Source organism: Roseiterribacter gracilis (assembly GCA_018332375.1).
GTDB lineage: Bacteria > Pseudomonadota > Alphaproteobacteria > BOG-932 > Roseiterribacteraceae > Roseiterribacter > Roseiterribacter gracilis.
The window spans coordinates 2930989-2955414 of record BOPV01000001.1 but is presented as its reverse complement, the minus strand read 5'-3'; the positions used below and the strand labels follow the sequence as shown (position 1 = coordinate 2955414).

Sequence of the window (24426 nt, the reverse complement as noted above, 5' to 3'; positions counted from 1 at the left end):
GTTGGCGTGAGCGTTGCAGCGCTAATAGCTCGACACATGTTCTCGAGGTTTCTCGAACAACACGTCGACGATTCTTCGGATTAGCGGCCGCGCGTTCTTCAAAGCGCAGAACGCTATGCTGCGTCTTCTTGCGCTACGCCGTGCTTCACTTCTTGCACGGCTTCCCGAAGCGACCGGCGAACGACCAAACCGATCGGTTCAAAACCAGCGCTCGCTTCAAGTGACGCTAGATCGTCGAGCGCGGCTTCGTACTGTTCCGGCCACGACGCTTGGCGTTCGAGCGCGGCGCGGGCCGCCGTGACGTCGACGATGAACTGTTCGCCGCGTTCGTCTTCCTCGCAGCCTTCCCATTCCCAGAGGCTGCCGTTGTACATCAGTTCCAGAAGCACCGCGCGCTGATCGCTTCCGTGCGCGCCTTCTGCACGCGCGCGATCAAGCTCGACGATGTCGTCGCTGGTCAGCTCCAGCATGAGCGTGCGGACGGGCTCGTCGTTGCGCGCCACTCCGTTCGTGCCCCAGCCTTTTTCGACACGGAGACGAAAGCCACGCCGTATCCAGGTGAGCGCCGTCTCGGCCTGGGCGCGCGACGACATGCCGGCCGCCTTGACCAGATCCTTTGCGGAATCCTTGTCGAGTTCGAGCTTCACGAGAGCGCCTTCCAGCTTGAGCGTCATCTGCGTGGCCATGCTGCTCTCCCGTCCTTGACTCCCGCATAGATGTTCACTTTATGTTCCCACCCTTCTGAAGTCCATAGGCGCGGTGTAGCCGTCCTGGCCGAACAGGCGGACGAGCTAATTGCGCGCGCGCGCACGGTCGCGGATCTCGAAGGCGCCGACGCGGTGCGCCGGCTGCATGTCGCCGAAGCGATCAGCTATCGGGCGTCGTGGGCCGCTTGCGCCAGATCGTCGTCTGGAACCGCTCGACGAAGCCCGCGCGGGTATAGATGCCGTACGCAGCGCCGTCGGCATTGGCCTGCAGCTTTAGCGCGCTACAGCCTGCGTCGGCAGCAAGACGCTGCGCTTCGCGCAACAGCACCGTCGCAAGCCCCTGGCCGCGTGCGCTTGCTTTCGTGCCGACCAGATAGACTCCGGCGACGCCAGCTGCGATTTGCACCATCGTGATCGCGCGCACTTCGCCATCGACGCGCGCCAGCAGATAGATGGCGCCTTGCTGGTTCATCGCGCGCAGCACGCGCGTGCGGAAATAGAGAAGGCGGCGGGCCGGGTCGGGCTCGCTCGGAATCGGAAAACATTCGGCCTGGATGGTCGCGAATGCGTCGGCGCCGGCCTCGTCGGCGACGCGCTCGATCGTCAGATCCGGAACGTCGCGCACCGCGATCGTTTGCTCGATCGGCCGTTCCATGAACGCCATCCGCTCGGTGCGTTCAAATCCCGCCGCGCGCAAATCGTCATCCCAATTCAGCGCGACCCACGGCAGCAACGTGACCGACGACCAGCCCGGATTGAGCCCAATGTCGGCCAGCGGAATCACCGTCGCCAGTTCGGGCCGGTCGGCCACGATTTCGATCCGGTCGGGATGGCGATGCAGCGCCTCGCGTTGGCCGGCGAGGAACGCCAGACGCTCTTCAAACAAGGCCAAGTCGCGCAATGACGGCTGCATGCGCGCCGTCATTTGCGTGCTTGCGCCATTGCCCGCACCAAGGTCGGTGCGCCCGGCCGCGTTTCGCGCGCGAAGCGCAAGATCATCGCGATGGCGACGACGAACAGGCCGATGAACAAGCCAGCCCAGATGCCCGACGGCCCATAGTCGAAACGGAACGCCAGCGCCCAAGCGACGACAAAGCCGATTCCCCAATAGCCGACGCTGGCGATCAGCATCGGTACTTTGGTGTCTTTCAATCCGCGCAGCGCACCGAACGCGATCACCTGTACGCCGTCCGCAACCTGGAACAAGGCCGCGAAGACAAGCAGGCCCAGCGCCGTCGCGACCGTGGCCGCGTTGGCGGGATCGTGCACGTCGAGATAGACCGACACGATCGCTTGCGGGACGGTCAGCATGACCAACGCGGTGCAGCTCATGAACAACGCGCCGATGCCCGTCGCCACGAACCCGGCGCGACGCGCCTCGTCACCTTTGCCCGCGCCGATCCAATAACCGACTCGCACATTGGCGGCCTGGCCGATCGACATCGGCACCATGAAGGTGATCGACGCCGCGTTCAGCACCATCTGGTGTGCCGCCGATGCGAACGTGCCGAACATCGCAATCATCAAGCCGGCAGCGAGAAACAACGCCAGCTCGACGCCGTAGGTCACCGAAATCGGTAGGCCGACGCGCAGCAACTCCCACACGATTTTGAGCTGCGCGCGCACCGGATGAATCCAGCGCCGTGTACTTTTCTTGGTGTGCACGATCACCAGCAACGCCAACGCGCTGCCGACGATGGTGGTCAAGGTCGCGGTCGCCGAACCGATCAGCCCCAGCTGCGGAAAGCCCCAGGCGCCATAGATCAGCGCGTAGTTCAGCAGACCGTTCAGACCCACGGCCGACAGCGAGACGGCGGTGATCAGATGCGGCTTCTCCAGCGCCGGCAGGAACGAACGCATCAGCCCGTTCGAGATCAGCGTCGCGGGCACGCCCCAGCGCAGCACCGACAGATACAGCTCGACATTCGCGACCAGGGTCGGTGGCTCGTCGAGTGCGCGCAGCAACGGGCCGATCGACGACAGAATGGCAAAGGACGGCACCGCCAGCAGCAGGCTGAGCAGCAAGGTCGACCAATAGACGACGGGCACGCGTTCTTCGAGTTTGGCCCCGCGCGCCTGGCTGACCAGCACCGCGCAGGCGGTGACGATGCCTGCCAGCATGATGTTCAGCATGAAATAGATGTTCGCGCTGAGACCGCCGGCGGCCAACGCGTCGCTCGACAAGCGGCCGAGCAAAATCGTGTCGGTCGCCGCCATGGCGATCTGCGCGATCTGTGCGATCGCCAACGGTGCGGCGAGACGAACCGTCTCGCGCACATGTTGTGCGACCGGAATACGTGCTGACGGAATGCGGCCAGGCTTGGTTCCGGCGGCCGCGTCCGGAGACCGCGGCATCTGCATCGGAAACCTCCTCGAACGAGGTTTCTGCCTAGCGTATGTGCAGCACGCTCGGAAAGGCTATTGATTGCAATGCAGCCACCTTCGTCCGAAGCGTGCGCAAGTCCGTACTAGTTGCGCGCTGCGTGGCGGGCCTCAATCGCGTCCCACAACGTGCGTTCGATCTGCACGTTGTCGAGACGATTGATCTCCTGAATGCCGGTCGGCGAGGTGACGTTGATCTCGGTCAGATAGTCGCCGATCACGTCGATGCCGACGAAGACCAGGCCTTTTTCACGCAAGGTCGGACCGATCGCGGCGCAGATATCCTGCTCGCGCTTGGTCAGCGTCGTCCTCTGCGCAGCGCCGCCGGCATGGAAATTGGCGCGCGCTTCGCCGGCCTGCGGGATGCGGCTGACTGCGCCGACAGGATTTCCTTCGACCAGAATGATGCGTTTGTCGCCTTGGCGGATCTCGGGCAGATAACGCTGCACGATCACCGGCTCGCGATAGAGGATGGTGAAAGTCTCGAGCAGCGCGCCGAGATTTTCGTCATCGGGCTTCAAGTGAAACACGCCGCTGCCGCCATTGCCGAACAGCGGCTTCACCACGACGTCTTTGTGCCGGGCGCGAAATTCGACGATCGCGTCCTTGTCCGACGTGATCATCGTCGGCGGCATCAAGTCGGGGAAATGGGTGACGAACAATTTCTCGGGCGCGTTGCGCACTTCGGCCGGGTCGTTGACGATCAACACCTTGTCCGCGACATGCTCCAGCACGTGCGTCGCGGTGATGTAGGCCATGTCGAACGGCGGATCCTGGCGCATCAGAATGACGTCGAAGTCGGTCAGTTCGACCGTCTTCGCTTCGCCCAAAGTGAAATGATTGCCGCGTTCGCGCCGCACCGACATGCGCCGCGCAATCGCTTGCACCTTGCCCTCGTCGAAACGCAGATGCCGCGGCAGATAGTGGAAGACCTCGTGGCCGCGACGCTCGGCTTCGAGCGCCATCATGAAGCTGGAGTCCTTGTCGATATCGATCGACTCGATCGGATCCATCTGCAATGCGACGGTGAGACTCATGTGTTTCTCCTGGATCCCCGCCGGAGTTTATCCCCGCGAAAGCGGGGGCGGGGATGATCGCTTCGCGATCAATTCAGCCTTTGTTTGAGTTGCTGCAGCAACGCGTCAGCCTTGCTGCGCACCGCGACGGGCGCAAGTTGCGCGTGCCGCCCGGCCGCTGCAATCGCGTCCTGCATCTGGCCGGCTTCGGCGCAGAGCGTCGCGAGCTCGAACCACAATTCGGGGTGATCGGGGGCGATCCGCGTCATGCGTCGAAGAATGTCGGTCGCGCGCTGCATTTCGCCAGCCTGGATGAGACGACTTTTTATATTGTTCTGCAGCCGCAGCAGCACCGCGCGGTCGTCGACCGGTGCGTAATATTCCGGCTGCAGCTCGGCCTGGGCGCCCGAGATCGATTTCAGCAGCGAGCGCAATTCGGCGGTCTCAAGACGGCGCCCCGACGCAAACGGATCCAGCAACACGGATTCGTCGCCGGACCGCGCGATGCGGATGAGGAAATGGCCCGGAAAGGCCAACCCGTACCCGTCCCAGCCAGCGCTGCGCGCCGTGTGCAGCCACAAAATGCCAAGCGCGACCGGGAGGCCGCGACGCCGGTCGATCACGCGCGTCAGATCGGCATTGTCGAGATTGTCGTAGCTTTCGCGGTCGCCTTCATAGCCGTGGCGTTCGACCAGCACCGCACGCAACGCGTCGAGCCCGTCTTGCAGCGTGCCGCCGCCAGCATGCAGCGCATGATCGAACTCGGCGGCCAGCTGCGCCAGATGGCGACGGTAGGGCGCCAGATCGACCTCGCGATCCAACGCGGCAAAGGCCAACGCCGCTTCGCCGAGATCGAGACGCGTGCCGTCTGAATCCGCTAGCGCCGCGAGATGTGTTGCAGCCCAGGCGCGATCGGGCTCGCTCATGGCAGCGGTGTGCGTTCGACGCCGCGATTGGTCGGTGGCGCGATCGGTTGTTCGATCGGCGCCTGCTGCGTCGTCGCGGCTGGTTTCGCGCTGCTGTCTTTGACGCGCACGAAACTGACCACGCGCTTCACGCCGTCAATGCCGCGCGCGATCGAGATGATGTCTTTCAGCTCTTGTTGATCGCGCACGACGCCCATCACGTAGACGATGCCGTCGACGCATTCGAGCGAGATGTTCATCGACGAGACTTCGGGTTCGAAAGTCAGCGACGAACGGATCTGCGTCAGGATCCAACTGTCTTTGAGATAGGTGCCAAAGCCGGGGCGCTCGCCGAGTTGAATTTCGTTGGCGACTTCTTTGACGCCGTCGACCTGCCAGGCGAGACGCACAGCGGCCAGACGCTTCTCGGGATTTTCAAGCTTGCCGGCGACCAGCACGCGTCCTTCCTGCACCGACAACCAGAGATGGCTGTACATCTCGGAATCGTAATCCAACCAAAGCTTGTTGATCTTGGTGCGGATGACCTGGTCGTCGACTGCGGTGCCGGCACCGCGTTCCTGCGAAGCGACGACCGCGCCCGTTCCGGCCGCGCCCATCACCAGCGGCGCGACGCAACCAGGCAGCGCAAAGATCGAAACGAGCGCGAGAGCAGGCAGCAACCGCATGCGAAAAACTCTGGTTCGAGACTGGACTTACAAATCGCCGGGCGCAGCACCGTCGTCCCAGGCGCCGGCCAGATGCCGCGGCCAGGACCAAGGCGTAACCAGCATCGCGTCGAACCGCAAGGCGAGCCGCGCCAGATCGGGATTGCGCGCGAGATACGCAGACGCGGCACGGCGCAAGCGCAACCGTGACGCGGGTGTCACCGCCCATGCAGCCGCGTCATGCGTGCGGCGCGCTTTGACTTCGACGATCGCAAGTACGTTGCCGCGCTTGGCAACCAGATCCAGCTCGCCGGCCGGGCAACGAAAGCGGCGCGCCAGAATGCGCCAGCCGCGCAACGTCAACGACGCTGCGGCCAATGTCTCGGCCCAGCGACCGGCGCGCTCAGCGCGTTTTCTATTCGTCTTGCGCACGCGCAAGTTCCAGCGCGCGTGCGTAGAGCGCGCGGCGCGGCAAGCCGGTTTCAGCGGCGACGCGCGCTGCGGCTTCTTTCGTACCGTGGGCGGCAAGCTCGCGTTGCAGGGCTTTGTCGATCGTCGCGTCATCGGGCGCCGCAGCTTCGCGATCGAAAGGTGCCACGACGATGGCAATCTCCCCGCGCGGCGCACCTTCTTGCGCGTAGGCGGCGGCCAGTGCGGCAAGCGTGCCGCGCCGGACTTCTTCGAACTTCTTGGTCAGTTCGCGCGCGACCACGGCCGGCCGATCGCCCAATGTCGCGGCGAGATCGGCCAGCGCATCGGCAAGCCGCGGACCGCTTTCGTAGAAAATCAGGCTGGCGGGAATCTCGGCCAGCTCGTCCGCTGCACGACGGCGCGCAGCCGATTTGGGCGGCAGAAATCCTGCGAACAGAAACCGGTCGGGCGGCAGGCCGGACAAGGTCAGCGCGGTCAGCACCGCGCTGGCGCCGGGCGCCGCGGTTACGTGGATGCCTTCTTCGATACAGGCGCGCACCAGCTTGTAACCGGGATCCGACACGAGCGGCGTGCCCGCATCGGAGACAAGCGCGATGATTTCGCCGTCATGCAGCCGTGCCAGCAAGCGAGGCCGGGCAGCTTCGGCATTGTGCTCGTGATAGGGCGTCGTTGCCGTGCGAATGCCATAGGCGCGCAGCAGATTCGCGGTCACGCGCGTGTCTTCGCACGCGATCAGGGCAGCGCCGCGCAGTACGTCCAGCGCATGCAAGGTGATGTCGCGCAGATTGCCGATCGGCGTTGCGACCAGATGCAGGCCGGGTTCCGGGGCACGAACCGGCGGCGCCTGGCCTTCCTGTTCCGGGCCGGCGCCGCTAGGGTCGCCGTCTTCGTGTCCGGGCCGTTGGTTTTCGGCTTTTTCTGGGGGTTCTTCTGATGGCATTGCGTTCGGCCGTCGCCTGTTTGTTGTTGCCGATGCTCGCCGCCTGCGCCTCGCAGGTAAAGGCACCGCCGCCTGTCGCGCTTGCGCCGACGCCGCGCGCCGCACCGGTTGCAGCGGCGCCAACGCCGTCAAAGACCGCAGCACCTCGTACCAAAGTCGCGTTGCTGGTGCCGATGTCGGGCAACGACCGCGCCTTAGGTGCCGCGCTGCTCGATGCCGCCAACTTGGCGCTGTTCGACGTCAGCGACGACCGGTTCGAAATTCTGCCGCGCGATTCCGGCACCTCGGCCGACAGTGCGCGCGCTGCCGCTGACTCTGCAATCGCTGACGGCGCGCAGCTGATCATCGGTCCGTTGTTCGCCAGCGCGACGCCGTCGGTGAAAACCAGCGCCGCGCGCGCCGGCGTGCAGGTCATCAGCTTCTCGACCGACGCGTCGGTCGCGGGCGGCAACGGATTCGTGATGGGCCAGTTGCCGGCGCAACAAGTGCGCCGCGTGCTTGGCTATGCGCAAAGCCGCGGCATGACGCGCGTCGCGCTGTTACTGCCCGACGATGCGTACGGCCAGGCGGTCGGTGCGGCCGCCAACGACACGGCCAAACAATTCGGCATGACGATCGCGTCGGTTGGACGGCTTGGCGCCAATCAGCCGGCTGCGATTGCGGCGGTGAAAAACACGCCGACCGACGCAATTCTGATCGGTGTCGGCGGACAACAAGCACGCGGCCTGGCAACGCAACTGGTGACGCCGGACAAGAAACCACAGCTGCTCGGCACGGGTCTGTGGGACGATTCCAGCGCCAACGATCCGGCGCTCGCCGGCGGTTGGTACGCAGCGCCCGAACCGACTGTGCGTGGTGATTTCGAACGCCGTTTCGAAGCTGCCTATGGACGCAAGCCGCCGCGTCTCGCGACGCTTGCCTACGATGCCGTCGCGATGGCCGCGACGTTGGCCAAGACCGTGCCGGCGGGCGTGCCGTTCGATCGCGCTGCACTGACGCAGCCGCAGGGCTTTGCCGGGCTTGATGGTCCGTTCCGCTTTGGGCCGGACGGACGCATCGAACGCAATCTCGCTGTGCTTGAACTTACGGGCAGCGAGGCGCGGGTGCTTGACCCCGCGCCGCCGACCTTCGACCGCCCCGCCAGCTAAAGCGGGGCGCTCGCACCTCAACGCGTCCGATCATTCGGATCGTTGGGGTCCTTCTTCTTGTCTTTCTTCTGAGCAGCTTCCTGCGCGGCCTGTTGGGCCGCGCGTTGCTGCGCGGCTTGTTGGGCTGCCTGCTGGGCTGCGCGTTGTTGTGCAGCTTGTTGTGCCTGCTGCTGCGCCGCCTGTTGTGCAGCACGTTGCTGGGCAGCTTGCTGTGCCTGTTGCTGTGCTGCTTGTGCGGCACGCTGTTGCGCAGCTTGTTGGGCGGCCTGTTGTTGCTGCTGTTGGCGTTGGGCCTGCTGTTGCTGTTGCGCCTGTTGGGCCGCGCGCTGTTGTGCAGCTTCCTGGGCAGCACGTTGCTGGGCTGCTTGTTGCTGTGCCGGCTGCGGTTGGGCCTGCTGCTGCGGAGCAGTTTGCGGACGCTGTGCTTGCTGTGCCGGTGTCTGGGCCGATTGCGGTTGCTGCTGCTGATCACGGCGTTGGCCGTCCGGACGCTGTGCGTCAGGTTGACGTTGGCGCTGCTGCTGCTGCGCAGCTTGCGGCGTGCCGGGTGCAGCTTGGCCGCTTGCGGTTGCACCTGCAGTCGCGTTCGGCGTCGTCGCTGGTGCAGTACCGCCTGGACGTTGTTGCGCCTGGTTGGTTGGTCCACCCGGACGCTGGAAGTTTTCCGGCCGTTGTCCCTGGAACCGTTCCGGATGTGCTTGCGCCGCATTGTCGTGCGGCAAAGCCGGACGACCACCGGGCTGCACCGCGCCGGGCTGTGCGCCCGCTTGTGCGGCGGGTGGCGTGCCGGGACGCGCAGCGCCTTGCGCCGACGGAGGTGCGCTCGGCGTTGCGGGTTGCTGCACGTTCGGCATGCCCGGACGCAGGTTGCTTTGCGCGACCGGTGCTGCGCCCGGTTGCGTCGGCTGTCCCGGACGTCCGGCTGTTGCGCTCGTGGCGCCAAAGCCGCCGCGTTGCACGCGACCTTGGAACGCGGGCGTCGGCGGCGGAGCGGCCGGCGTTGCCACCGGTGCTGGCGCGGGCAAGGCGGTGCGAATTGCGGCAGGCGGTGCTGCCGGCGCGCGATTGAAACGGGCCGGATCGACACGTTCATGCGCGCGTCCGATTTCACCGCCGCGCGCGAAGACTTGCTGCGGCGCTGCGGTTGCGTAGGACCGGTTGACGTAGCTCACCGTCGCGGGACGTTGATTGATGATCGTGACGTTGGTGACGTGCGTGACGTTCACCTCGCGCAGATAGCGCGGGCTGGTGTTGTACCAGGGCCGGTAGACTTCACGCGGTCCAAGCGGAACCCAGCCGACCGGTCCGCCCGCTGCGATTGCAGCGAACGCAACCAGCGCCGGCGCCCACACCGGACGCGCAACGTAGGTGCCCGGAACCCAGCCCCAGCGATTGCCGACATAGGCCCAGCGTCCGTAGTGGAACGGCGCATAGCCCCAGGGTGAATCGTCGACCCAGGTGTAGCCCCATGGCGCGACATAGCGCCAATGGCCATAGCGATAGGGCGCCCAATCTTCCGGCACGTCGCGCGGATACCAGACCGCGCCCGTGTTCGGTTCTTCCGACCACGTGCCGTAGGTGGCGAGATCTTGATAGCCGGTGGTTTCGGCCGAAACGAATTTCGGCGGTGCCGCGACTTTCTGTTCGCCTTGCAGGCGCTTGTCGACCCAATCGTCGAACGGCGTGTGCTGCACGCCGCGCGAAACTTCACTGCGATACGGGCCGGTGCCTTGCAGCAGCGCGGTTTCGCCAGCGCCGATACGCCTGTCGCCGTCGTCGGTATGAACGGTCGCTTCGCCGTTCAACACCGAGATGCGCGTCGGCGCGTTTTCGCTGCCGGCATCGACATGCAATTCGGCGCGACCGTTCAGATCGACGTCGCCGCGTGGTGTGCTGACGCGCAAGGGACGTTGCGCCGCGGACGTGACGCGCAATGTGCCCTGGCTCAGCACCAGGCCGGTCCCGTTATCGTCGAGCCGTTCGACCGTCAGTTCGCTGCCGCCGTCGAGACGAAATGCGTCGGCGCCAACCGCAAGTTCGGCGCGTGCACCCGGCTCGACCCAAAAGCCCGAACCCGCTGCGACCGGATCGTTGCGCGTTGCGGGAAACCAGTTCGCATCGCCGGGCACGTGCTCGCTCAGCTTGCCTTCAATCAACGCGACACGGCCGACACGGCCGGGTGGATCGCCTTGTTGCGCTGATTGCGGCGCCAATGGCGGTGCGCCGGGCGGGCCGTCCTGCGCGTTCGCTACCGCAGGTGCGAGCAACAACATCGACAGTAAGAGTGCGCGCATGACTGCCTCTCTCCCCGACACGTGACAGCGACGCCGGGAAGCTGACACACAAATTAAGGCGGTCAAATGACCAGTGCAGCGAGAACCGCGTTTAGCCGTTCGAGCCCGGCCGCTGTTGCAACTAGACGTTCGTCGCTCATTCGTACGAAGCCGCCGCGCTCCAATCGCGCGACCGCCTCAAGATCAATCACGCGCGACAGTGGTACGCCCGCTTCATGGGTCAACCGTTGCAAGGGAACGCCTTCGACCAGACGCAACCCCATCAACAGCGCTTCGGTTCCGCGCTCGGCTGGTTCGATCCGCGTGCGATCGGTGGTCGTGTTTGCTGCAGCGCGTTCAAGCCAGATCTCGGGCGCGCGATGCGCGCGCGTCGCGTATTTGACGCCGTCGATCGTCACGCGCCCATGCGCGCCGGGCCCGATGCCGACATAGTCGCCATAGCGCCAATAGGTCAGGTTGTGGCGCGACTCCGCACCCGGTCGCGCGTGGTTCGAGATCTCATACGCAGGCATGCCCGCGTCGCGCAAAATCGCCTGCGTGTCTTCGTACAAAACCGCTTGGGTTTCTTCGTCGGGGATCTGCAATTCGCCGCGGCGGAATTTGCCTTCGAACACGGTGCCGGGCTCGATCGTCAATTGATAGACCGACAAATGCCCGTCGGCATGGGTCAGCGCCTGCCGCAATTCGCGCTCCCACGCATCGCGCGTCTGGTGCGGACGCGCATAAATCAAATCGAACGAAAAGCGTGCGAACTGTTTCGCCGCCAGCGCGACCGCATCCAACGCTTCCCGCGCCGAATGTTGACGGCCGAGTTGTTTGAGCGACTCGTCGTCGAGCGCCTGTACGCCCAGCGACACGCGATTGACGCCGGCTTTGGCGAGATCGGCAAACGCAGCCGCTTCGACCGAAGTCGGATTGGCTTCGAGCGTGATTTCCAGATCGGGCTCGACCGCCCAACGTTGCGCGATTTGTTGCAGCACCGCGTCGACGGTTGCGGGCGGCATCAGCGACGGCGTGCCGCCGCCAAAAAAGATCGAGGTGACGGTGCGGCCTTGCGTCTGCTCGGCCCAGCGATCGATCTCGGTCAGCAGCGCGTCACGCCACGCGGCCTGATCGACCTTGTCGCGCACATGACTGTTGAAATCGCAGTACGGGCATTTGGCCAAGCAGAATGGCCAATGGATGTAGATGCCGAAGCCGCGCTCGTCGTTTGTCATTTCATTTGCCCGATCGATTCACGTTGCGGGCTGCGCCCTTCACGATCGAACGGGCCGAAAACAACGTGCAACGAGTTTCCGGAAAGCAATGGCGCGATGGCTGATCGCGTGTTTCTCGGCGGGATCCATTTCGGCAAACGTAATCGTCTGCCCGTCGCCGACGAAGATCGGATCGTAGCCGAATCCTTTTTGTCCGCGCGGCGGGAAGGTGAGCGTGCCGTAGACCGCACCTTCGACGGCTTCGATATGACCGTCGGGCCAGGCCAGCGCGATCGCGGCGACGAAATGCGCGCGGCGATCAGTACCGTCGCCCAACTCGCGTTCGACGCGCGCGATGGCGCCCGCGAAATCCTTGTTGCCGCCGCCGGCCCAGCGAGCCGAATAGAGGCCTGGCGCGCCGCCCAAGGCGGGCACGACAAGACCGCTATCATCGGCCAGTGCCGGATGTCCCGACGCAGTCGCCGCCGCGCGCGCTTTGATCGCGGCGTTCTGCACGAAGGTGCAACCGGGTTCGTCCGGCTCCGCCAGTCCAAGTTCGCCGGCGCTGGGAAAGCTTTGCGCGTACGGCGCCAGCAGCGCCGCGATCTCGCGCACCTTGCCGTGATTGTGACTCGCGACGACGATCGTGCTGCCGTCGAACTTGCGGACTGTCATCAGCCGCCGATTGCGCGCTTCTGCTGTTCGACCAACTCGCCGATGCCTTTGCGCGCCAGGCGCAGCAACTCGTTGAATTGCGTTTCTTCGAACGGACGTTCTTCGGCGGTGGCCTGAATTTCGACGATGCCGCCGCGACCGGTCAGCACGAAATTCGCGTCGGCCTGTGCCGCAGAATCTTCGACATAGTCGAGATCCAGCACGGCGCGTTCTTCATGCAGGCCGCAGCTGATTGCAGCGACGTGATCGGTCAGCGGGATCGCAGTCAGCTGGCCGATTTTGACCAGGTGCTGAAAGGCGAGATGCAACGCGACCCAGCTGCCGGTGATGCCGGCTGTACGGGTACCGCCATCGGCCTGCAGCACGTCGCAATCGAGACGGATCTGGATTTCGCCCATCGCCTTGCGATCCACGACGGCACGCAGCGAGCGGCCGATCAGTCGCTGGATCTCTTGCGTGCGGCCCGATTGGCGGCCCTTGGCCGCTTCGCGATCGGTGCGGGTGTTGGTGGCGCGCGGCAGCATGCCGTATTCGGCAGTGACCCAGCCGAGCCCGGTGCCCTTCAGCCAGCGCGGCGACGTGCTTTCGACCGTGGCGGTACAAAGCACATGCGTATCGCCGAATTTGGCCAGGCAGGATCCTTCGGCATGCTTGGAGAAGCCGGTCTCCAAGATGATCTGACGAAGCTGGTCGTTGGCGCGGCCGGACGGGCGCATAGTCGTGATCCTGCGGGGTTCTGGGGCGCGGGACCCTAGTGCCGGCGGTTGCACGGGGCAACCGCGCTTCCTATTTTCCGGGCCACCCATGCATTCCGACCTCAACAAACGCGCGCGCGAGATCCTGCGCCACGTCATCGACGCCTATGTCGAGACGGGCGACCCGGTCGGATCGCGCACGATCAGCCGCAAGCTGGGCTCGCTGTCGCCCGCCACGATCCGCAATGTGATGGCGGATCTGGAAGAGGCGGGCCTGCTCTATGCGCCGCATACCTCGGCCGGGCGCCTGCCGACCGATGCCGGATTGCGGCTGTTCGTCGATGGTTTGCTGCAGGTCGGCCAGCTGACGGCGGACGAGCGCACCGCGGTCGAAGCCCGCATGCACGGGTCGGGGCGGTCGGTGAACGACATGCTGGAACAGGCGTCGATGGCGCTGTCGGGCCTGTCGGGCCTGACCGGGCTGGTCGTCGCGCCCAAGACCGACCGGCCGCTGAAACACCTGGAATTCGTGTCGTTGGGACCCGGACGGGCCCTGGTCGTGCTGGTGACCGAAGACGGGCTGGTCGAAAACCGCGTCGTCGAAGTGCCGCTGGGCCTGCCGGTCGGCTCGCTGGTGATGGCGTCGAATTATCTCAACGCCCGGCTGGCTGGCCGCACCGTCGACGAAGCGCGCCGCGAAGTGATGATCGAAATCGAAGCACGTCGCACCGAGCTCGACGAGCTGACGACCAAAGTCGTCGAAGCGGGCTTGGCGGTGCGCGCCGACCAGACCGGGCAATTGATCGTGCGCGGCCAGTCGGCCCTGCTTGACGACGTCACCGAACTCAACGATCTCACGCGCATTCGATCGTTGTTCGACGCGCTGGAAACGCGCGAGACGATGTTGAAGCTGCTCGAAGTGACCAACGACGCAGAAGGCGTGCAGATTTTCATCGGCGCGCACAACGCGTTGTTCGCGCATGCGGGCTGCTCGATGATCGTCGCGCCCTACACCAACCGCAACGAACAGGTGGTGGGTGCGATCGGCGTGATCGGCCCAACGCGCATCAATTACGCGCGGATTATTCCGCTGGTCGATTACACCGCCAAGGTGGTCGGCCGGCTTATCGGATAGGACAAGAGATGAGCGATCAAACCAACGAACCGGCGCAGGAAACAGCGCCTGCAGACACGCTTTCGAGCCCCGACCGGCCGAGCGAAGGACAGCCGACCGCACCGTCGGTTGGTGAAGACATGGCGGCGCGCGTTGCCGCTGCGGAAGCCGAAGCGGCGTCGCTGAAAGACAAGCTGCTGCGCGCGCTGGCTGAGACCGAAAATGTGCGTCGTCGCAGCGAGCGCGAACGCGAAGACACGGCGAAATTCGCGGTGCGTAAATTCGCCGGCGATCTGTTGAACGTTGCCGACAATCTGCGCCGCGCGCTGGAAGCGGCGCCGGCCGGTCAGGTCGCCGATGCCGGCATGAAAAATCTGCTGGGCGGCATCGAAGCGACCGAGCGCGAATTGTTCGCCGCCTTCGATCGCGCCGGCATCAAGCCGGTTGCGGCGCAGGGTGCGGTGTTCGATCCGAACGTGCACGAAGCGATGGTCGAGCTGGTGGCCGACGACGTGCCGCCCGGCACGGTGGTGCAGGTCTTCCAGAATGGCTGGACGATCAGCGACCGTTTGCTGCGACCGGCCCGGGTCGGCGTCGCCAAGGCTGCGACCGAGCGCGAACGGATCGTCGATACCAAGGCGTAGGGCCCCAAAAGGGGTAAGTGGTTGCTCTGGCAACGGTTGCAGGCCGGAAAACCCTCCCTATATGTGACTCGCTTCGCGGCCCGGCCGCCCACCGAAAAACCCTTGGCCCAGCCAGGGTTTGGGCGCCGCTGCTGAGGCCGGGCAACCAGGTTTGAATTTCTCGAAGGGGATCGGGGCCGGCGCCGACGCAAGTGCGGGCTGCCCAAGCGATTTGCCGAAACAAGGGGACGATGGAATGAGCAAGGTAATTGGTATCGACCTCGGCACGACCAATTCGTGCGTCGCGGTCATGGAAGGCAGCCAGGCCAAGGTGATCGAAAACGCCGAAGGCATGCGCACGACGCCTTCGATGGTCGCCTTCACCAGCGGCGACGAACGCCTGGTCGGCCAGCCGGCCAAACGCCAGGCTGTGACCAACCCCGACGCGACGCTGTTCGCGATCAAGCGTCTGATCGGCCGCCGCTTCGATGACCCGGCGGTGCAGAAGGCGTTGAAGACGACGCCCTACAAGCTGGTCGCGGGCGACAATGGCGACGCCTGGGTCGAGGTGCAGGGCGAGAAATACGCGCCGTCGCAGATCAGCGCGCTGATCCTCGGCAAGATGAAAGAAACCGCCGAAGCCTATCTCGGCGAAAAAGTCAGCCAGGCGGTCATCACCGTTCCGGCTTACTTCAACGACAGCCAGCGCCAGGCGACGAAAGACGCCGGCCGCATCGCTGGTCTTGAAGTGCTGCGCATCATCAACGAACCGACTGCGGCTGCGCTCGCCTATGGCTTGGAGCGCAAGGGTCACGGCACGATCGCGGTGTACGATCTCGGTGGCGGCACGTTCGACGTGTCGATCCTGGAAATCGGCGACGGCGTGTTCGAAGTGAAGTCGACGAACGGCGACACGTTCCTCGGCGGTGAAGACTTCGACCATCGCATCATCGATTACCTCGCGGACGAGTTCAAAAAGGAACAGGGCATCGACCTGCGCGGCGACAAGCTTGCGCTGCAGCGCCTGAAAGAGGCCGCGGAAAAAGCCAAGATCGAGCTGTCGAGCGCTGCCCAGACCGACGTCAACCTGCCGTTCATCACGGCCGACCAGACCGGTCCGAAGCATCTCAACATCAAGCTGACGCGCGCCAAGCTCGAACAGCTGGTCGACGATCTCGTCCAGCGCACGATCGAGCCGTGCAAGAAGGCGCTGGCCGACGCAGGCATCAAGGCGAACGAAGTCGACGAAGTCGTTCTGGTCGGCGGCATGACGCGCATGCCGAAGATCATCGAAGTCGTGAAGCAGTTCTTCGGCCGCGAACCGCACAAGGGCGTGAACCCGGACGAAGTCGTCGCGATCGGCGCCGCCATTCAGGGCGGCGTGCTGAAGGGCGAAGTCAAAGACGTCCTGTTGCTCGACGTGACGCCACTGTCGCTCGGCATCGAAACGCTGGGTGGTGTGTTCACGCGCCTGATCGATCGCAACACCACGATTCCGACGCGCAAGTCGCAGACTTTCTCGACCGCCGAAGACAATCAGCATGCGGTGACGATCCGCGTGTTCCAGGGCGAGCGTGAAATGGCGGCCGACAACAAGATGCTCGGTCAGTTTGACCTAATGGGCATTCCGTCGGCGCCGCGCGGCGTTCCGCAGATCGAAGTCACGTTCGACATCGACGCCAACGGCATCGTCCAGGTTTCGGCCAAGGACAAGGCGACGGGCAAAGAACAACAGATCAAGATCCAGGCCTCGGGCGGCCTGTCGGAAGCCGACATTCAGAAGATGGTCAAAGAGGCCGAGCTGAATGCCGCCGAAGACAAGCACAAGCGCGAACTGGTCGAGGCGCGCAACAACGCCGACGGTCTGATCTATTCGTCGGAGAAAACCGTCACCGATCTCGGCGACAAGGTTTCGGCCGAAGACAAGACTGCGATCGAAACCGCGATTGCCGAGCTGAAAGAGACGCTCGACAAGAACGACGTCGAGTTGATCAAGAGCAAGACGAACGCGCTGACCCAGGTGTCGATGAAGCTTGGCGAACAGTTGTATCGCCAAAGCCAGGAAGCGGCGCAGCCGGCCAACGAAGCCGGTGCCGCGCATGACGCGCCGAAGAACGACAAGGTGGTCGACGCCGACTTCACCGAAGTCGACGACGAGCATCGTCGTAAGTCGGGCTGATTGGTTTGCGCAAGATTGGATAAGGCGTCGTCAAGAAACGCGCCGATAAGAACAACGTCGGGATGAGCACTTTGCGGTGCTCGTCCCGAACGTGATTTAGCCCGAACGTGATTTAGAAAGTCGGGGATGAAGAAGACGGTGATCAGGACTGAGCAGGCGCCCAGCTCGCCGCTCTACAGCCAAGGCGTGCGGGTCGGATCGACGATCTACGTTTCAGGAACGACCGGAATCGACACGGCGACCAAGCAGATGTCGGGCACGACGATTCAAGAACAGACGCGGCAGGCGCTACGCAACTGCAAAGCCATCCTCGAAGCGGGCGGCGCGACCTTGGATGACGTCGCGCAAGTCACCGTTCTGCTGACCAATCCCGCCGACTTCGCGGGCATGAACGAAGAATACGCCAAGGTCTTCCCGACCGAGCCGCCGGCGCGTGCGGTGACCAAGCTCGGCGTCGAGCTGCCGAACGTGCTGGTGTCGATCATGATGACCGCGCACGTCGAGAACTGAGCCATGGCCAAGGCGGATTACTACGAAACACTCGGCGTCCAAAAAGGCGCAAGCGGCGATGAGCTGAAAAAAGCCTATCGCTCGATGGCGATGAAATATCACCCCGACAAAAACCAGGGTGACAAGAACGCCGAACAGAAATTCAAAGAGATCAGCGAAGCGTACGACGTCCTGAAGGACGATCAGAAGCGCGCTGCCTACGACCAGTTCGGTCATCGCGCCTTTGAAAATGGCGGCGGTGGCGGCGCAGGCGCCGGTGGCTTCGGCTTTGGCGCGTCCTTCTCGGATATTTTCGACGAGATGTTCGGCGACATGATGGGTCGCCGTGCCGACGCTGGCGGGCAAGGCGGCGTTCGCCGTGGCAGCGACCTTCGCTACAATCTCGAAATCGGCTTGGAAGACGCGTTCGCCGGTTCGAACTCGACGATCAAAGTTCCGTCCTTCGCTGCGTGCGACGTGTGCAAAGGCACTGGCGCCGAAGGCGGCGCGCAGCCGGTGACCTGCCCGACTTGCGCCGGCAATGGTCGCGTGCGCGCACAGCAAGGCTTCTTCACGATCGAACGGACCTGCGGCACCTGCGCGGGCGCCGGCAAGATCATCAAGAATCCTTGCAAGAATTGTGGTGGCTCGGGCCGCACGCGCAAAGACAAGACGCTGCAGGTGAACATCCCGGCCGGCGTCGAAGACGGCACGCGCATTCGCCTGACCGGCGAAGGCGAGCCGGGCCTACGCGGCGCGCCACCGGGCGATCTCTACGTGTTCCTGGCTGTGCGCCCGCATCGTTTCTTCCAACGCGACGGCGCCGATCTGCATTGCCGCGTGCCGTTGCCGGTCACGACCGCAGCGTTGGGCGGTTCGATCGAAGTGCCGACCATCGAAGGCAAGCGCACCAAAGTGAACGTGCCCGCCGGTACGCAGTCGGGTCAGCAATTCCGTCTGCGCGGCAAAGGCATGTCGGTGCTGCGCTCGTCAACGCGCGGCGATCTCTACATCGAGGTCGCGGTCGAAACGCCGGTCAATCTGTCGAAGAAGCAGCAAGAGCTGCTGCGCGAATTCGAAAAGACCGACGGCGGCAAAAGCCACAACCCGCAATCAGAAGGCTTCTTCAGCAAGGTAAAGGAGCTGTGGGAAGACCTGACCGAGTAGCGCGCTAATCCGTCGGCGCGTCGATGCGATAGCCCATCGCGCGCAGCCGGTCGAAGGCGCCGCTCTGCCGCGCCAGCAGCGCATTGATGTCGAACACGGCGACGCTTTTGCCCGGCTGGCGCAGCGCGTCGGTCAGTGCAGCGACGATATCATCGACCGCGCGCGCTTCCATCGCCTGATAGCTGGCGGTCTTTTTCATACAGGCATTGAAAGCCGGCTCGCGCACATGCGCGCGCAACGTCTTCAGGTCGCCGCGCGCCCAGGCGTCTGCCGCGGGCACCGCATGCGCCATCTGAAACTGCACGTCGTCGAGCGATTGGCGCATGCAGGCTTCGGACTCTTCCGCTGGCAGCGCCGCGAGTTCGCGCATCAACGGGCCCGCGTCGTAATCTTCGCCGTCCTGCAGCTTCACGCGCGCTTTGCGCGCCAGATCGAACAAGCGCCCGTTCGGCTGTTGCGGTTGCAGCTGCAGGAATTTATCTGCATCGCCGCGCAGCAGAAACGCAGCGACGACGGGCTTCAATCGCGTATAGCGCCCGCCCGTCTGGCCGATCGCCAGTGCGGTATCGACCAGCGACGACAAAGCTGCGCTGGAAATATGGTCTTCGATCCGCCCTTCGTCGGGCAGACGCAGATCGCCCAACATGCCGATGACGGTGAACAGGCCCGCCGTGGCGCGCGGCGGCGTGATCACTGCGCGCGCGCCGCGCAACAGCGACTCCAGCCGCGCGCTATTCCAGGGCTGACCTGCAGGTAGCGCGGGCAAACGTCCCAGCACCCAGACTTCGCTCGTGTCGGATGCGATGCGCCAGAAGACCGGCCCGGGCGCGCGCGCTTCGACCACCAGTTCGTCGGTCCAGTCGGGCGCTGTCTGCGCCTGCACCGGCAGCGCGGCCAGCATGACGGCGAACAAGGCGGTGAACCGCATGACCTCTCCCGATGGTGACGATGACGGAGGCGCTCGTACCACAGGCGGACGCGGCAAATTATGGCGACAAAGCTTCAGCGATAGACGCGGCATCCGTTGCCCAATAGCGCGTCGAGCCAGCGCGGCATCGGATCGATTTCGTTCCAGCGCAGGTCCAGCTTGCGCAAGCGCGGCAAGGTCGCAAGCGTGTCGGGCAAGGCGCGCAGACCGCAACTGCGCAGATCCAGCATCTCCAGCGACGGCAGGGCGCCGATGCAATCGGGCAGCACGCCGATCCTGGTTTTGCGCAACGACAATTCCTGCAGCGCGTGCAACTTCGCGAAGCTCGTGGGCAGCGAGCCGAGCTGCATTTCTTCCAACCGCAGCTCGCGCAGCGCCGACAGCTCGCCGATCGACTCCGGCAAGGCCGCAATTGGGTTGCTGCCGAGATTGAGATATTCGAGCGCGCGCAACGCGCCGATCCAGCCGGGCACCTGCGCAAGACGCTGGCCGGCGGAATAGAGGAAACGCAGCCGCGTCAGTTGCGACAGGTCGGGCAGTGCGGCCAGCGGATTATGGCTGAGATCGAGCATCTCGAGCCGTGTCAGCGTTCCGATTGTCGCCGGCAGCGCCGTCAGCGCGTTGGTGGCGATGCAGAGTTCGCGCAACTTGGTCAGGGCGCCGATCGCATCGGGCAGCACGGTGAGACCGATCTCACCGAGATCGAGCTGTTCCAGTTCGGTTTGCGCGAAAATGTCCGGCGGAACCGTCGGCAGGTTCTGGCCACGCAGACTCAGTTTGGACATGCATCCGCTCTAGCCATCGCGCGCGGCAAGCGCTACCCCAAATCCATGAGCGACATTCGTATCGCCGTGCTCGGCGCCGGCGGCCGTATGGGCCGCGCCCTGATCCGCACCATCGAGGCAACGAACGGTGCCGTGCTGGCTGGCGCCAGCGACCGCGCCGGCAGCGAGGTGATCGGGCAGGACGCGGGCGTTCTGGCCGGCGCACGCGCCGCCAACGTGAAGATCGTCGATGATGTCGCCGCCGCGTTCGCGCAGGCCGACGTCGCCATCGATTTCACCGCGCCCGGTGCGCTCGACGCGCATCTCGCCGCCGCACGCGCGACCAAAACCGCGCTGGTGATCGGCACGACCGGATTGCAAGCGCCGCAGGAAAGCGCGATCGCTGCCTTCGCCAAAGATTTCCCGGTGATCCGCTCGGCCAACTACTCGGTCGGCGTCACGCTGCTGCGCGCATTGGTGCGCCAGGCTGCGACGGTGCTTGGTCCGGACTACGACGCGGAGATCGTCGAAATGCACCACAACGCCAAAGTCGACGCGCCGTCGGGTACCGCGCTGGCGTTGGGCCGCGCGGTTGCCGCGGGCCGCAACGTCCAACTCGAAAACGTCTGGGTCAAAGAACGCGACGGTCACACCGGCGCGCGCGAGCCCGGCACGATCGGCTTTGCCACGCTGCGCGGCGGCGACGTTGCCGGCGATCACACCGTGTATTTCGCAGCCGCTGGCGAACGTCTCGAACTCGGCCATCGCGCCACCTCGCGCGAAGTCTTTGCGACCGGCGCCGTGCGCGCGGCCTTGTGGGTCGCGAAACAGAAACCCGGCCTCTACGACATGGACGACGTGCTGGGTCTGACATGACCGGCTTCAATGATCGACTTTAGGGGGCGGCCGACGCGCGACGAGGATCTCGACTGGATCCTGCGGCTCGAAACGGCCGAGCGCGAAGCGGGCTGGATCAAAGGCTCGACGCGCGACCAGCATCGCGCCTGGTTCGGCGATCCCAACATCGCGCATGTCGTGTTCGAACAAGACGGCGACGCGGTCGGCTATGCGATCCTGCGCGGCCTGCTGAGTCCCGATCGCGACATCGAACTGAAGCGCGTCGTGGTCGAAACCAAAGGCAAAGGCCACGGCCGAGCCGCCATTCGCTGGTGCCGGCATTTCGCTTTCGCCGAACACGGCGCGCACCGGCTCTGGCTCGACACGTACGAGCACAATGTGCGCGCGCAAGGCCTGTATGAAAGCGAAGGCTTCGTGCGCGAAGGCCTGCTGCGCGAAGCGGCGCGCACCGACAGCGGCTACGTCTCTCTGGTGATTTATTCGCTGCTGGCCAGCGACGCCGGCTGAGCGTCGCCCGTCACCGGCAACACCAAGGTCAACATCGCACCGCCGGTCGCGCGCGTTGCCGCTTCGGTGGTACCGCCATGGGCCAACGCAATCTGGCGCACCAGGCTGAGACCGATGCCGGATCCGTCCGGCTTGGTGGTGAAGAACGGCACGAACAACCGGTCGGGCGCGTCGGCGAAACCCGGCCCGTCATCCAACACCGACAGACGCACCAATCCCGGTTCGACGCGCGCTTCCAGCGCAACTGTGCCGCCATCACGATCGGCGAGCGCTTCGAATGCGTTGCGGATCAGATTGACCAACGCCTGTTCCAGCATGTCGCCGTCGCCTTGCAGCGACAGATCCTGCGGACGGATATCAACCGACCAGGCAATGCCGCGCTTGGTTGCTTCGGGCGCGAACAACGCCGTCATGTGCGCGAAGATGGTTGCGACCTCGACTTTGCGCACGACCGGTCGCGGCACTTGCGCGACGCGGCGATAGCCGTCGACGAAACGCATCAGCCCGGCGCTGCGTCGCGCCACGACCTCCATCGCCATTTCGGCTTCTTCGATTGTTTGGGCCGTGCGCGCGTCGGATGTGACACGCGCCTCGGCCAGCAACGGCTGCACCGATGCGCTGAGCGACGCGATCGGCGTCAGCGACGAATTGATTTCATGCGCCAGCACGCGCACCAGCTCGGCCCAGGCGCCGGTCTCGGTTGCTTCCAGCTCGAGTCGAATATCCTGCAGCGACACCAGGCGCGAACGCGCGCCGTCGATGCGCAGCTCGCGTCCAAGTGCAGCCCAGCGTCGCCCGTCCAAACCGCGCAGTAGCGCGCGTCCGCCGGGCCCAAGATTGCCCAAGGTTGCGGGCCAGTCGGGCCCCAGCCGCGCCAGATCGTCGAGATTCTGTTCGCGCCGCTCGAGCAGCGCGCGCGCGCCACGATTGAGCGCGCGCACGCGGCCCGCATCGTCGATCGCAAGCAGCGCCGACGGCACGGTTTCGACCAGCGCCGTCAGTGCCGCACGTTCCGCTTCGGCTGCGGCGCGGCGCGCGCGCAACGCGTCGGTTGCGGCACGAATAGCGGGACCCAACGGTGTACGGCTGAGCGCCTGGTCGCCGCTCGGCGCGTCGTCGCGCACGCCGTCCAGCCAACGCGACAGCTCGCGGTTGGGCGCCGACAGGCGATGTGCGAACGCGACCGACGCAGCCAGCGACAGCAACGCGCAGAGCAGTGCGCTCGCATACCATTGGGTTGCGATCACCAGCCACGCGGCCATGGTGCCGAGCCCGGCAGCAGCAACCGCGCGCAGCGCCAGGGCGAACGCGTCAGAGCCCATGTTTTTCGATGCGCCGGTAGAGTGCCGCGCGCGTCAGTCCCAGTGCAGCAGCCGCGCGGCTGATATTGCCGCCATGTGCGGCGAGTGCGCGTTCGACCGCGCCGCGCTCCATCGAATCCAAGGTCGCCGCGTCGGTCGTCGTGGCGCTGCGCGGTGCCGCCAGCATCGGAAAATCTTCGACCGTCAGCGCGTCGTCGCTGGCCAGGATCGTGGCGCGTTCGACCGCGTGCTGCAGCTCGCGCACATTGCCGGGCCAACCGTAAGCTTCCAGCGCTTCCAGCACCGACGACGTCAAGCGCCGCCGCGGCTGCTGGTGCTTGCGCGCATAGAGCGCCAGGAAATGTTCGAGCAGTGCCGCAATGTCTTCGCGTCGCTCGCGCAACGGCGGCAAGGCGACTTCGACCGTGTTGACGCGGTAGAGAAGGTCCTGGCGGAACACCGCTTCGCGCGCCAGCTCCAAGCGCGGCAGGTTGGTCGCGGTGATCAACCGCACGTCGATGCGCACGGCCTGATCGCCGCCAACCGGAATGACTTCTTGCCGTTCCAGCACGGTCAGCAACTTGCGCTGCAGATGCGGCGGCAGATTGCCGATCTCATCCAAAAATAGTGTGCCGCCGTCGGCGGCAACAAAGCGCCCGGGGCGATCTTCTTTCGCATCGGTGAAGGCGCCGCGCTTGTGGCCGAACAGCTCGCTTTCAAACAGGCTTTCAGGCACCGCGCCGAGATCGACGGTGACGAATGGCTTGTCGGCGCGCGCCGACATGCGATGCAGTTCGCGCGCAAGCACGCCCTTGCCGGTACCGCTTTCGCCCAGCAACAGAACGTTGGCGCCGCTGGGTGCGGCGCGTTTCAGCAGGGCCAGCGCCGCCAACATGGCGGGTGCCGCGGCGACGATGTCGCCGCTTGGACTCGTCGTTGATGCAGCTAGCGCGCGGTGACGTGATTCCAACGCGACGCCGGCACGACGCGACTGCGCCAATGCAGCCGCGGCGGTGACGGTCGCGATCAGCCGTTCGTTCTGCCACGGCTTCAACACGAAATCGGCGGCGCCGTGTTTCATCGCTTCGACCGCAAGCCCGATCGAACCGAACGCAGTCATCAACACGACCGACACGGTCGGATCGGCGGCGCGCAGCCGTTGCAGCCAGTCCAACCCGTCGCGCCCGTCGCGCGCACCGGTGGCGAGATTCATGTCCAGCAGCACGACGTCGAACGCGGTCGGATCGACCGCTTCGGGCCGCGGCTCGATCACGACCTCGCCGACATGGCGCGACAGGGCCAGCCGCGCGGCAGTGCGGATGTCCGGATCGTCGTCGACGACGGCCACGCGGATGGTGGGCGTTTGCTCCATGTCCGCCACCGTACAGTGACTGTCCGAAACCGAACAGCGATCGGTGGACAACCCCAGAATTTCTGCGGA

Annotated in this window: 24 protein-coding genes and 1 pseudogene; 9 read left to right on the top strand and 16 right to left on the bottom strand. The window is 65.0% G+C overall.

Features of this window, described 5'->3' with window-relative positions:
- Positions 1–113: 113 nt before the first annotated feature.
- Positions 114–686: a hypothetical protein gene (locus TMPK1_RS14700; RefSeq protein WP_420243835.1), complete on the bottom strand. Its 573-nt coding sequence runs from the start codon at positions 684–686 to the stop codon at positions 114–116.
- A 30-nt stretch (positions 687–716) separates the two neighbouring features.
- Here TMPK1_RS14700 and TMPK1_RS14695 point away from each other — a divergent pair.
- Positions 717–839: pseudogene (locus TMPK1_RS14695) on the top strand (hypothetical protein); the annotation flags it as partial.
- Positions 840–867: 28 nt separating this feature from the next.
- On the opposite strand, the gene TMPK1_RS14690 reads toward TMPK1_RS14695, so the two are convergent.
- From TMPK1_RS14690 to rsmI, 7 genes are all read right to left on the bottom strand, one after another.
- Complete coding sequence (locus TMPK1_RS14690; RefSeq protein ID WP_420243833.1) at positions 868–1620, bottom strand: GNAT family N-acetyltransferase; 753 nt, start codon at positions 1618–1620, stop codon at positions 868–870.
- An 8-nt stretch (positions 1621–1628) separates the two neighbouring features.
- Entirely contained in the window at positions 1629–3068 is a 1440-nt protein-coding gene (locus tag TMPK1_RS14685; protein ID WP_420243831.1) for an MATE family efflux transporter, read from the bottom strand.
- A 107-nt stretch (positions 3069–3175) separates the two neighbouring features.
- Positions 3176–4126 (bottom strand): glutathione synthase, encoded by a 951-nt coding sequence (gshB, locus tag TMPK1_RS14680; protein ID WP_420243829.1) that lies wholly within the window; start codon positions 4124–4126, stop codon positions 3176–3178.
- A gap of 68 nt (positions 4127–4194) precedes the next feature.
- Positions 4195–5031 (bottom strand): SirB1 family protein, encoded by an 837-nt coding sequence (locus TMPK1_RS14675; protein ID WP_420243828.1) that lies wholly within the window; start codon positions 5029–5031, stop codon positions 4195–4197.
- Positions 5028–5696, bottom strand: coding sequence for a BON domain-containing protein (locus tag TMPK1_RS14670; RefSeq protein ID WP_420243826.1), 669 nt, complete (start codon positions 5694–5696; stop codon positions 5028–5030). Before TMPK1_RS14670 ends, TMPK1_RS14675 begins: the two co-directional genes overlap by 4 nt.
- A gap of 27 nt (positions 5697–5723) precedes the next feature.
- Positions 5724–6107 carry a YraN family protein gene (locus tag TMPK1_RS14665; protein WP_420243825.1) on the bottom strand — a complete coding sequence of 128 codons (384 nt, stop codon included), beginning with the start codon at positions 6105–6107 and terminating at the stop codon, positions 5724–5726.
- Positions 6091–7047: a 16S rRNA (cytidine(1402)-2'-O)-methyltransferase gene (rsmI, locus tag TMPK1_RS14660; protein ID WP_420243824.1), complete on the bottom strand. Its 957-nt coding sequence runs from the start codon at positions 7045–7047 to the stop codon at positions 6091–6093. Before rsmI ends, TMPK1_RS14665 begins: the two co-directional genes overlap by 17 nt.
- Between rsmI and TMPK1_RS14655 the strand changes: the two genes are divergently transcribed.
- Positions 7041–8195, top strand: coding sequence for a penicillin-binding protein activator (locus TMPK1_RS14655; protein WP_420243822.1), 1155 nt, complete (start codon positions 7041–7043; stop codon positions 8193–8195). The genes rsmI and TMPK1_RS14655 overlap by 7 nt on opposite strands.
- A gap of 17 nt (positions 8196–8212) precedes the next feature.
- Here the strand turns inward: TMPK1_RS14655 and TMPK1_RS14650 are convergent, their stop codons facing one another.
- The 4 genes from TMPK1_RS14650 to rph form a co-directional block, all read right to left on the bottom strand.
- Positions 8213–10489 (bottom strand): DUF6600 domain-containing protein, encoded by a 2277-nt coding sequence (locus TMPK1_RS14650; RefSeq protein ID WP_420243821.1) that lies wholly within the window; start codon positions 10487–10489, stop codon positions 8213–8215.
- Between the two features lie 62 nt (positions 10490–10551).
- Positions 10552–11706 carry a radical SAM family heme chaperone HemW gene (gene hemW / locus TMPK1_RS14645; RefSeq protein WP_420243819.1) on the bottom strand — a complete coding sequence of 385 codons (1155 nt, stop codon included), beginning with the start codon at positions 11704–11706 and terminating at the stop codon, positions 10552–10554.
- Positions 11707–11745: 39 nt separating this feature from the next.
- A complete protein-coding gene (rdgB, locus tag TMPK1_RS14640) occupies positions 11746–12360 on the bottom strand; it encodes an RdgB/HAM1 family non-canonical purine NTP pyrophosphatase (protein ID WP_420243818.1) in 615 nt (204 codons plus the stop codon).
- Positions 12360–13076: a ribonuclease PH gene (rph, locus tag TMPK1_RS14635; protein ID WP_420243816.1), complete on the bottom strand. Its 717-nt coding sequence runs from the start codon at positions 13074–13076 to the stop codon at positions 12360–12362. Before rph ends, rdgB begins: the two co-directional genes overlap by 1 nt.
- Before the next feature lie 88 nt (positions 13077–13164).
- On the opposite strand from rph, the gene hrcA reads away from it, so the two are divergent.
- The 5 genes from hrcA (at position 13165) to dnaJ (ending at position 18627) form a co-directional block, all read left to right on the top strand.
- Entirely contained in the window at positions 13165–14190 is a 1026-nt protein-coding gene (gene hrcA, locus TMPK1_RS14630) for a heat-inducible transcriptional repressor HrcA (protein ID WP_420243814.1), read from the top strand.
- Between the two features lie 8 nt (positions 14191–14198).
- Positions 14199–14813: a nucleotide exchange factor GrpE gene (locus TMPK1_RS14625; RefSeq protein WP_420243812.1), complete on the top strand. Its 615-nt coding sequence runs from the start codon at positions 14199–14201 to the stop codon at positions 14811–14813.
- Positions 14814–15048: 235 nt separating this feature from the next.
- On the top strand, positions 15049–16971 hold the full coding sequence (gene dnaK / locus TMPK1_RS14620) for a molecular chaperone DnaK (RefSeq protein ID WP_420243811.1): 1923 nt from the start codon (positions 15049–15051) through the stop codon (positions 16969–16971).
- Between the two features lie 138 nt (positions 16972–17109).
- Positions 17110–17481 (top strand): RidA family protein, encoded by a 372-nt coding sequence (locus tag TMPK1_RS14615; protein ID WP_420243809.1) that lies wholly within the window; start codon positions 17110–17112, stop codon positions 17479–17481.
- A 3-nt stretch (positions 17482–17484) separates the two neighbouring features.
- Positions 17485–18627 (top strand): molecular chaperone DnaJ, encoded by a 1143-nt coding sequence (dnaJ, locus tag TMPK1_RS14610; protein WP_420243807.1) that lies wholly within the window; start codon positions 17485–17487, stop codon positions 18625–18627.
- A 4-nt stretch (positions 18628–18631) separates the two neighbouring features.
- On the opposite strand, the gene TMPK1_RS14605 is transcribed toward dnaJ, so the two are convergent.
- Positions 18632–19555 carry a TraB/GumN family protein gene (locus tag TMPK1_RS14605; protein ID WP_420243806.1) on the bottom strand — a complete coding sequence of 308 codons (924 nt, stop codon included), beginning with the start codon at positions 19553–19555 and terminating at the stop codon, positions 18632–18634.
- Positions 19556–19629: 74 nt separating this feature from the next.
- The gene (locus TMPK1_RS14600; RefSeq protein ID WP_420243804.1) at positions 19630–20340 is read right to left on the bottom strand and encodes a leucine-rich repeat domain-containing protein; all 711 of its coding nucleotides are present in this window, start codon (positions 20338–20340) and stop codon (positions 19630–19632) included.
- A 54-nt stretch (positions 20341–20394) separates the two neighbouring features.
- On the opposite strand from TMPK1_RS14600, the gene dapB reads away from it, so the two are divergent.
- The gene (gene dapB / locus TMPK1_RS14595; RefSeq protein WP_420245671.1) at positions 20395–21195 is read left to right on the top strand and encodes a 4-hydroxy-tetrahydrodipicolinate reductase; all 801 of its coding nucleotides are present in this window, start codon (positions 20395–20397) and stop codon (positions 21193–21195) included.
- 9 nt (positions 21196–21204) lie between these two features.
- On the top strand, positions 21205–21684 hold the full coding sequence (locus tag TMPK1_RS14590; RefSeq protein WP_420243803.1) for a GNAT family N-acetyltransferase: 480 nt from the start codon (positions 21205–21207) through the stop codon (positions 21682–21684).
- Here TMPK1_RS14590 and TMPK1_RS14585 read toward each other — a convergent pair.
- Positions 21654–23006: a sensor histidine kinase gene (locus TMPK1_RS14585; protein WP_420243802.1), complete on the bottom strand. Its 1353-nt coding sequence runs from the start codon at positions 23004–23006 to the stop codon at positions 21654–21656. The two genes, TMPK1_RS14590 and TMPK1_RS14585, sit on opposite strands and share 31 nt — an antisense overlap.
- Positions 22996–24357: a sigma-54-dependent transcriptional regulator gene (locus tag TMPK1_RS14580; protein WP_420243801.1), complete on the bottom strand. Its 1362-nt coding sequence runs from the start codon at positions 24355–24357 to the stop codon at positions 22996–22998. The genes TMPK1_RS14585 and TMPK1_RS14580 overlap by 11 nt, the downstream gene beginning before the upstream one ends.
- Positions 24358–24426: the final 69 nt, after the last annotated feature.

What these genes read in the sequence shown, in the direction of transcription:
- TMPK1_RS14675 (WP_420243828.1), bottom strand. Translation starts at nt 5,031, where the DNA reads ATGAGCGAGCCCGATCGCGCCTGGGCTGCAACACATCTCGCGGCGCTA.
- dnaJ (WP_420243807.1), top strand. Translation starts at nt 17,485, where the DNA reads ATGGCCAAGGCGGATTACTACGAAACACTCGGCGTCCAAAAAGGCGCA.
- TMPK1_RS14670 (WP_420243826.1), bottom strand. Translation starts at nt 5,696, where the DNA reads ATGCGGTTGCTGCCTGCTCTCGCGCTCGTTTCGATCTTTGCGCTGCCT.
- TMPK1_RS14650 (WP_420243821.1), bottom strand. Translation starts at nt 10,489, where the DNA reads ATGCGCGCACTCTTACTGTCGATGTTGTTGCTCGCACCTGCGGTAGCG.
- TMPK1_RS14585 (WP_420243802.1), bottom strand. Translation starts at nt 23,006, where the DNA reads ATGGGCTCTGACGCGTTCGCCCTGGCGCTGCGCGCGGTTGCTGCTGCC.
- TMPK1_RS14580 (WP_420243801.1), bottom strand. Translation starts at nt 24,357, where the DNA reads ATGGAGCAAACGCCCACCATCCGCGTGGCCGTCGTCGACGACGATCCG.
- TMPK1_RS14625 (WP_420243812.1), top strand. Translation starts at nt 14,199, where the DNA reads ATGAGCGATCAAACCAACGAACCGGCGCAGGAAACAGCGCCTGCAGAC.
- TMPK1_RS14600 (WP_420243804.1), bottom strand. Translation starts at nt 20,340, where the DNA reads ATGTCCAAACTGAGTCTGCGTGGCCAGAACCTGCCGACGGTTCCGCCG.
- gshB (WP_420243829.1), bottom strand. Translation starts at nt 4,126, where the DNA reads ATGAGTCTCACCGTCGCATTGCAGATGGATCCGATCGAGTCGATCGAT.
- rdgB (WP_420243818.1), bottom strand. Translation starts at nt 12,360, where the DNA reads ATGACAGTCCGCAAGTTCGACGGCAGCACGATCGTCGTCGCGAGTCAC.
- hrcA (WP_420243814.1), top strand. Translation starts at nt 13,165, where the DNA reads ATGCATTCCGACCTCAACAAACGCGCGCGCGAGATCCTGCGCCACGTC.
- dnaK (WP_420243811.1), top strand. Translation starts at nt 15,049, where the DNA reads ATGAGCAAGGTAATTGGTATCGACCTCGGCACGACCAATTCGTGCGTC.
- TMPK1_RS14690 (WP_420243833.1), bottom strand. Translation starts at nt 1,620, where the DNA reads ATGCAGCCGTCATTGCGCGACTTGGCCTTGTTTGAAGAGCGTCTGGCG.
- TMPK1_RS14655 (WP_420243822.1), top strand. Translation starts at nt 7,041, where the DNA reads ATGGCATTGCGTTCGGCCGTCGCCTGTTTGTTGTTGCCGATGCTCGCC.
- TMPK1_RS14685 (WP_420243831.1), bottom strand. Translation starts at nt 3,068, where the DNA reads ATGCAGATGCCGCGGTCTCCGGACGCGGCCGCCGGAACCAAGCCTGGC.
- TMPK1_RS14605 (WP_420243806.1), bottom strand. Translation starts at nt 19,555, where the DNA reads ATGCGGTTCACCGCCTTGTTCGCCGTCATGCTGGCCGCGCTGCCGGTG.
- hemW (WP_420243819.1), bottom strand. Translation starts at nt 11,706, where the DNA reads ATGACAAACGACGAGCGCGGCTTCGGCATCTACATCCATTGGCCATTC.
- rph (WP_420243816.1), bottom strand. Translation starts at nt 13,076, where the DNA reads ATGCGCCCGTCCGGCCGCGCCAACGACCAGCTTCGTCAGATCATCTTG.
- TMPK1_RS14700 (WP_420243835.1), bottom strand. Translation starts at nt 686, where the DNA reads ATGGCCACGCAGATGACGCTCAAGCTGGAAGGCGCTCTCGTGAAGCTC.
- rsmI (WP_420243824.1), bottom strand. Translation starts at nt 7,047, where the DNA reads ATGCCATCAGAAGAACCCCCAGAAAAAGCCGAAAACCAACGGCCCGGA.
- TMPK1_RS14590 (WP_420243803.1), top strand. Translation starts at nt 21,205, where the DNA reads ATGATCGACTTTAGGGGGCGGCCGACGCGCGACGAGGATCTCGACTGG.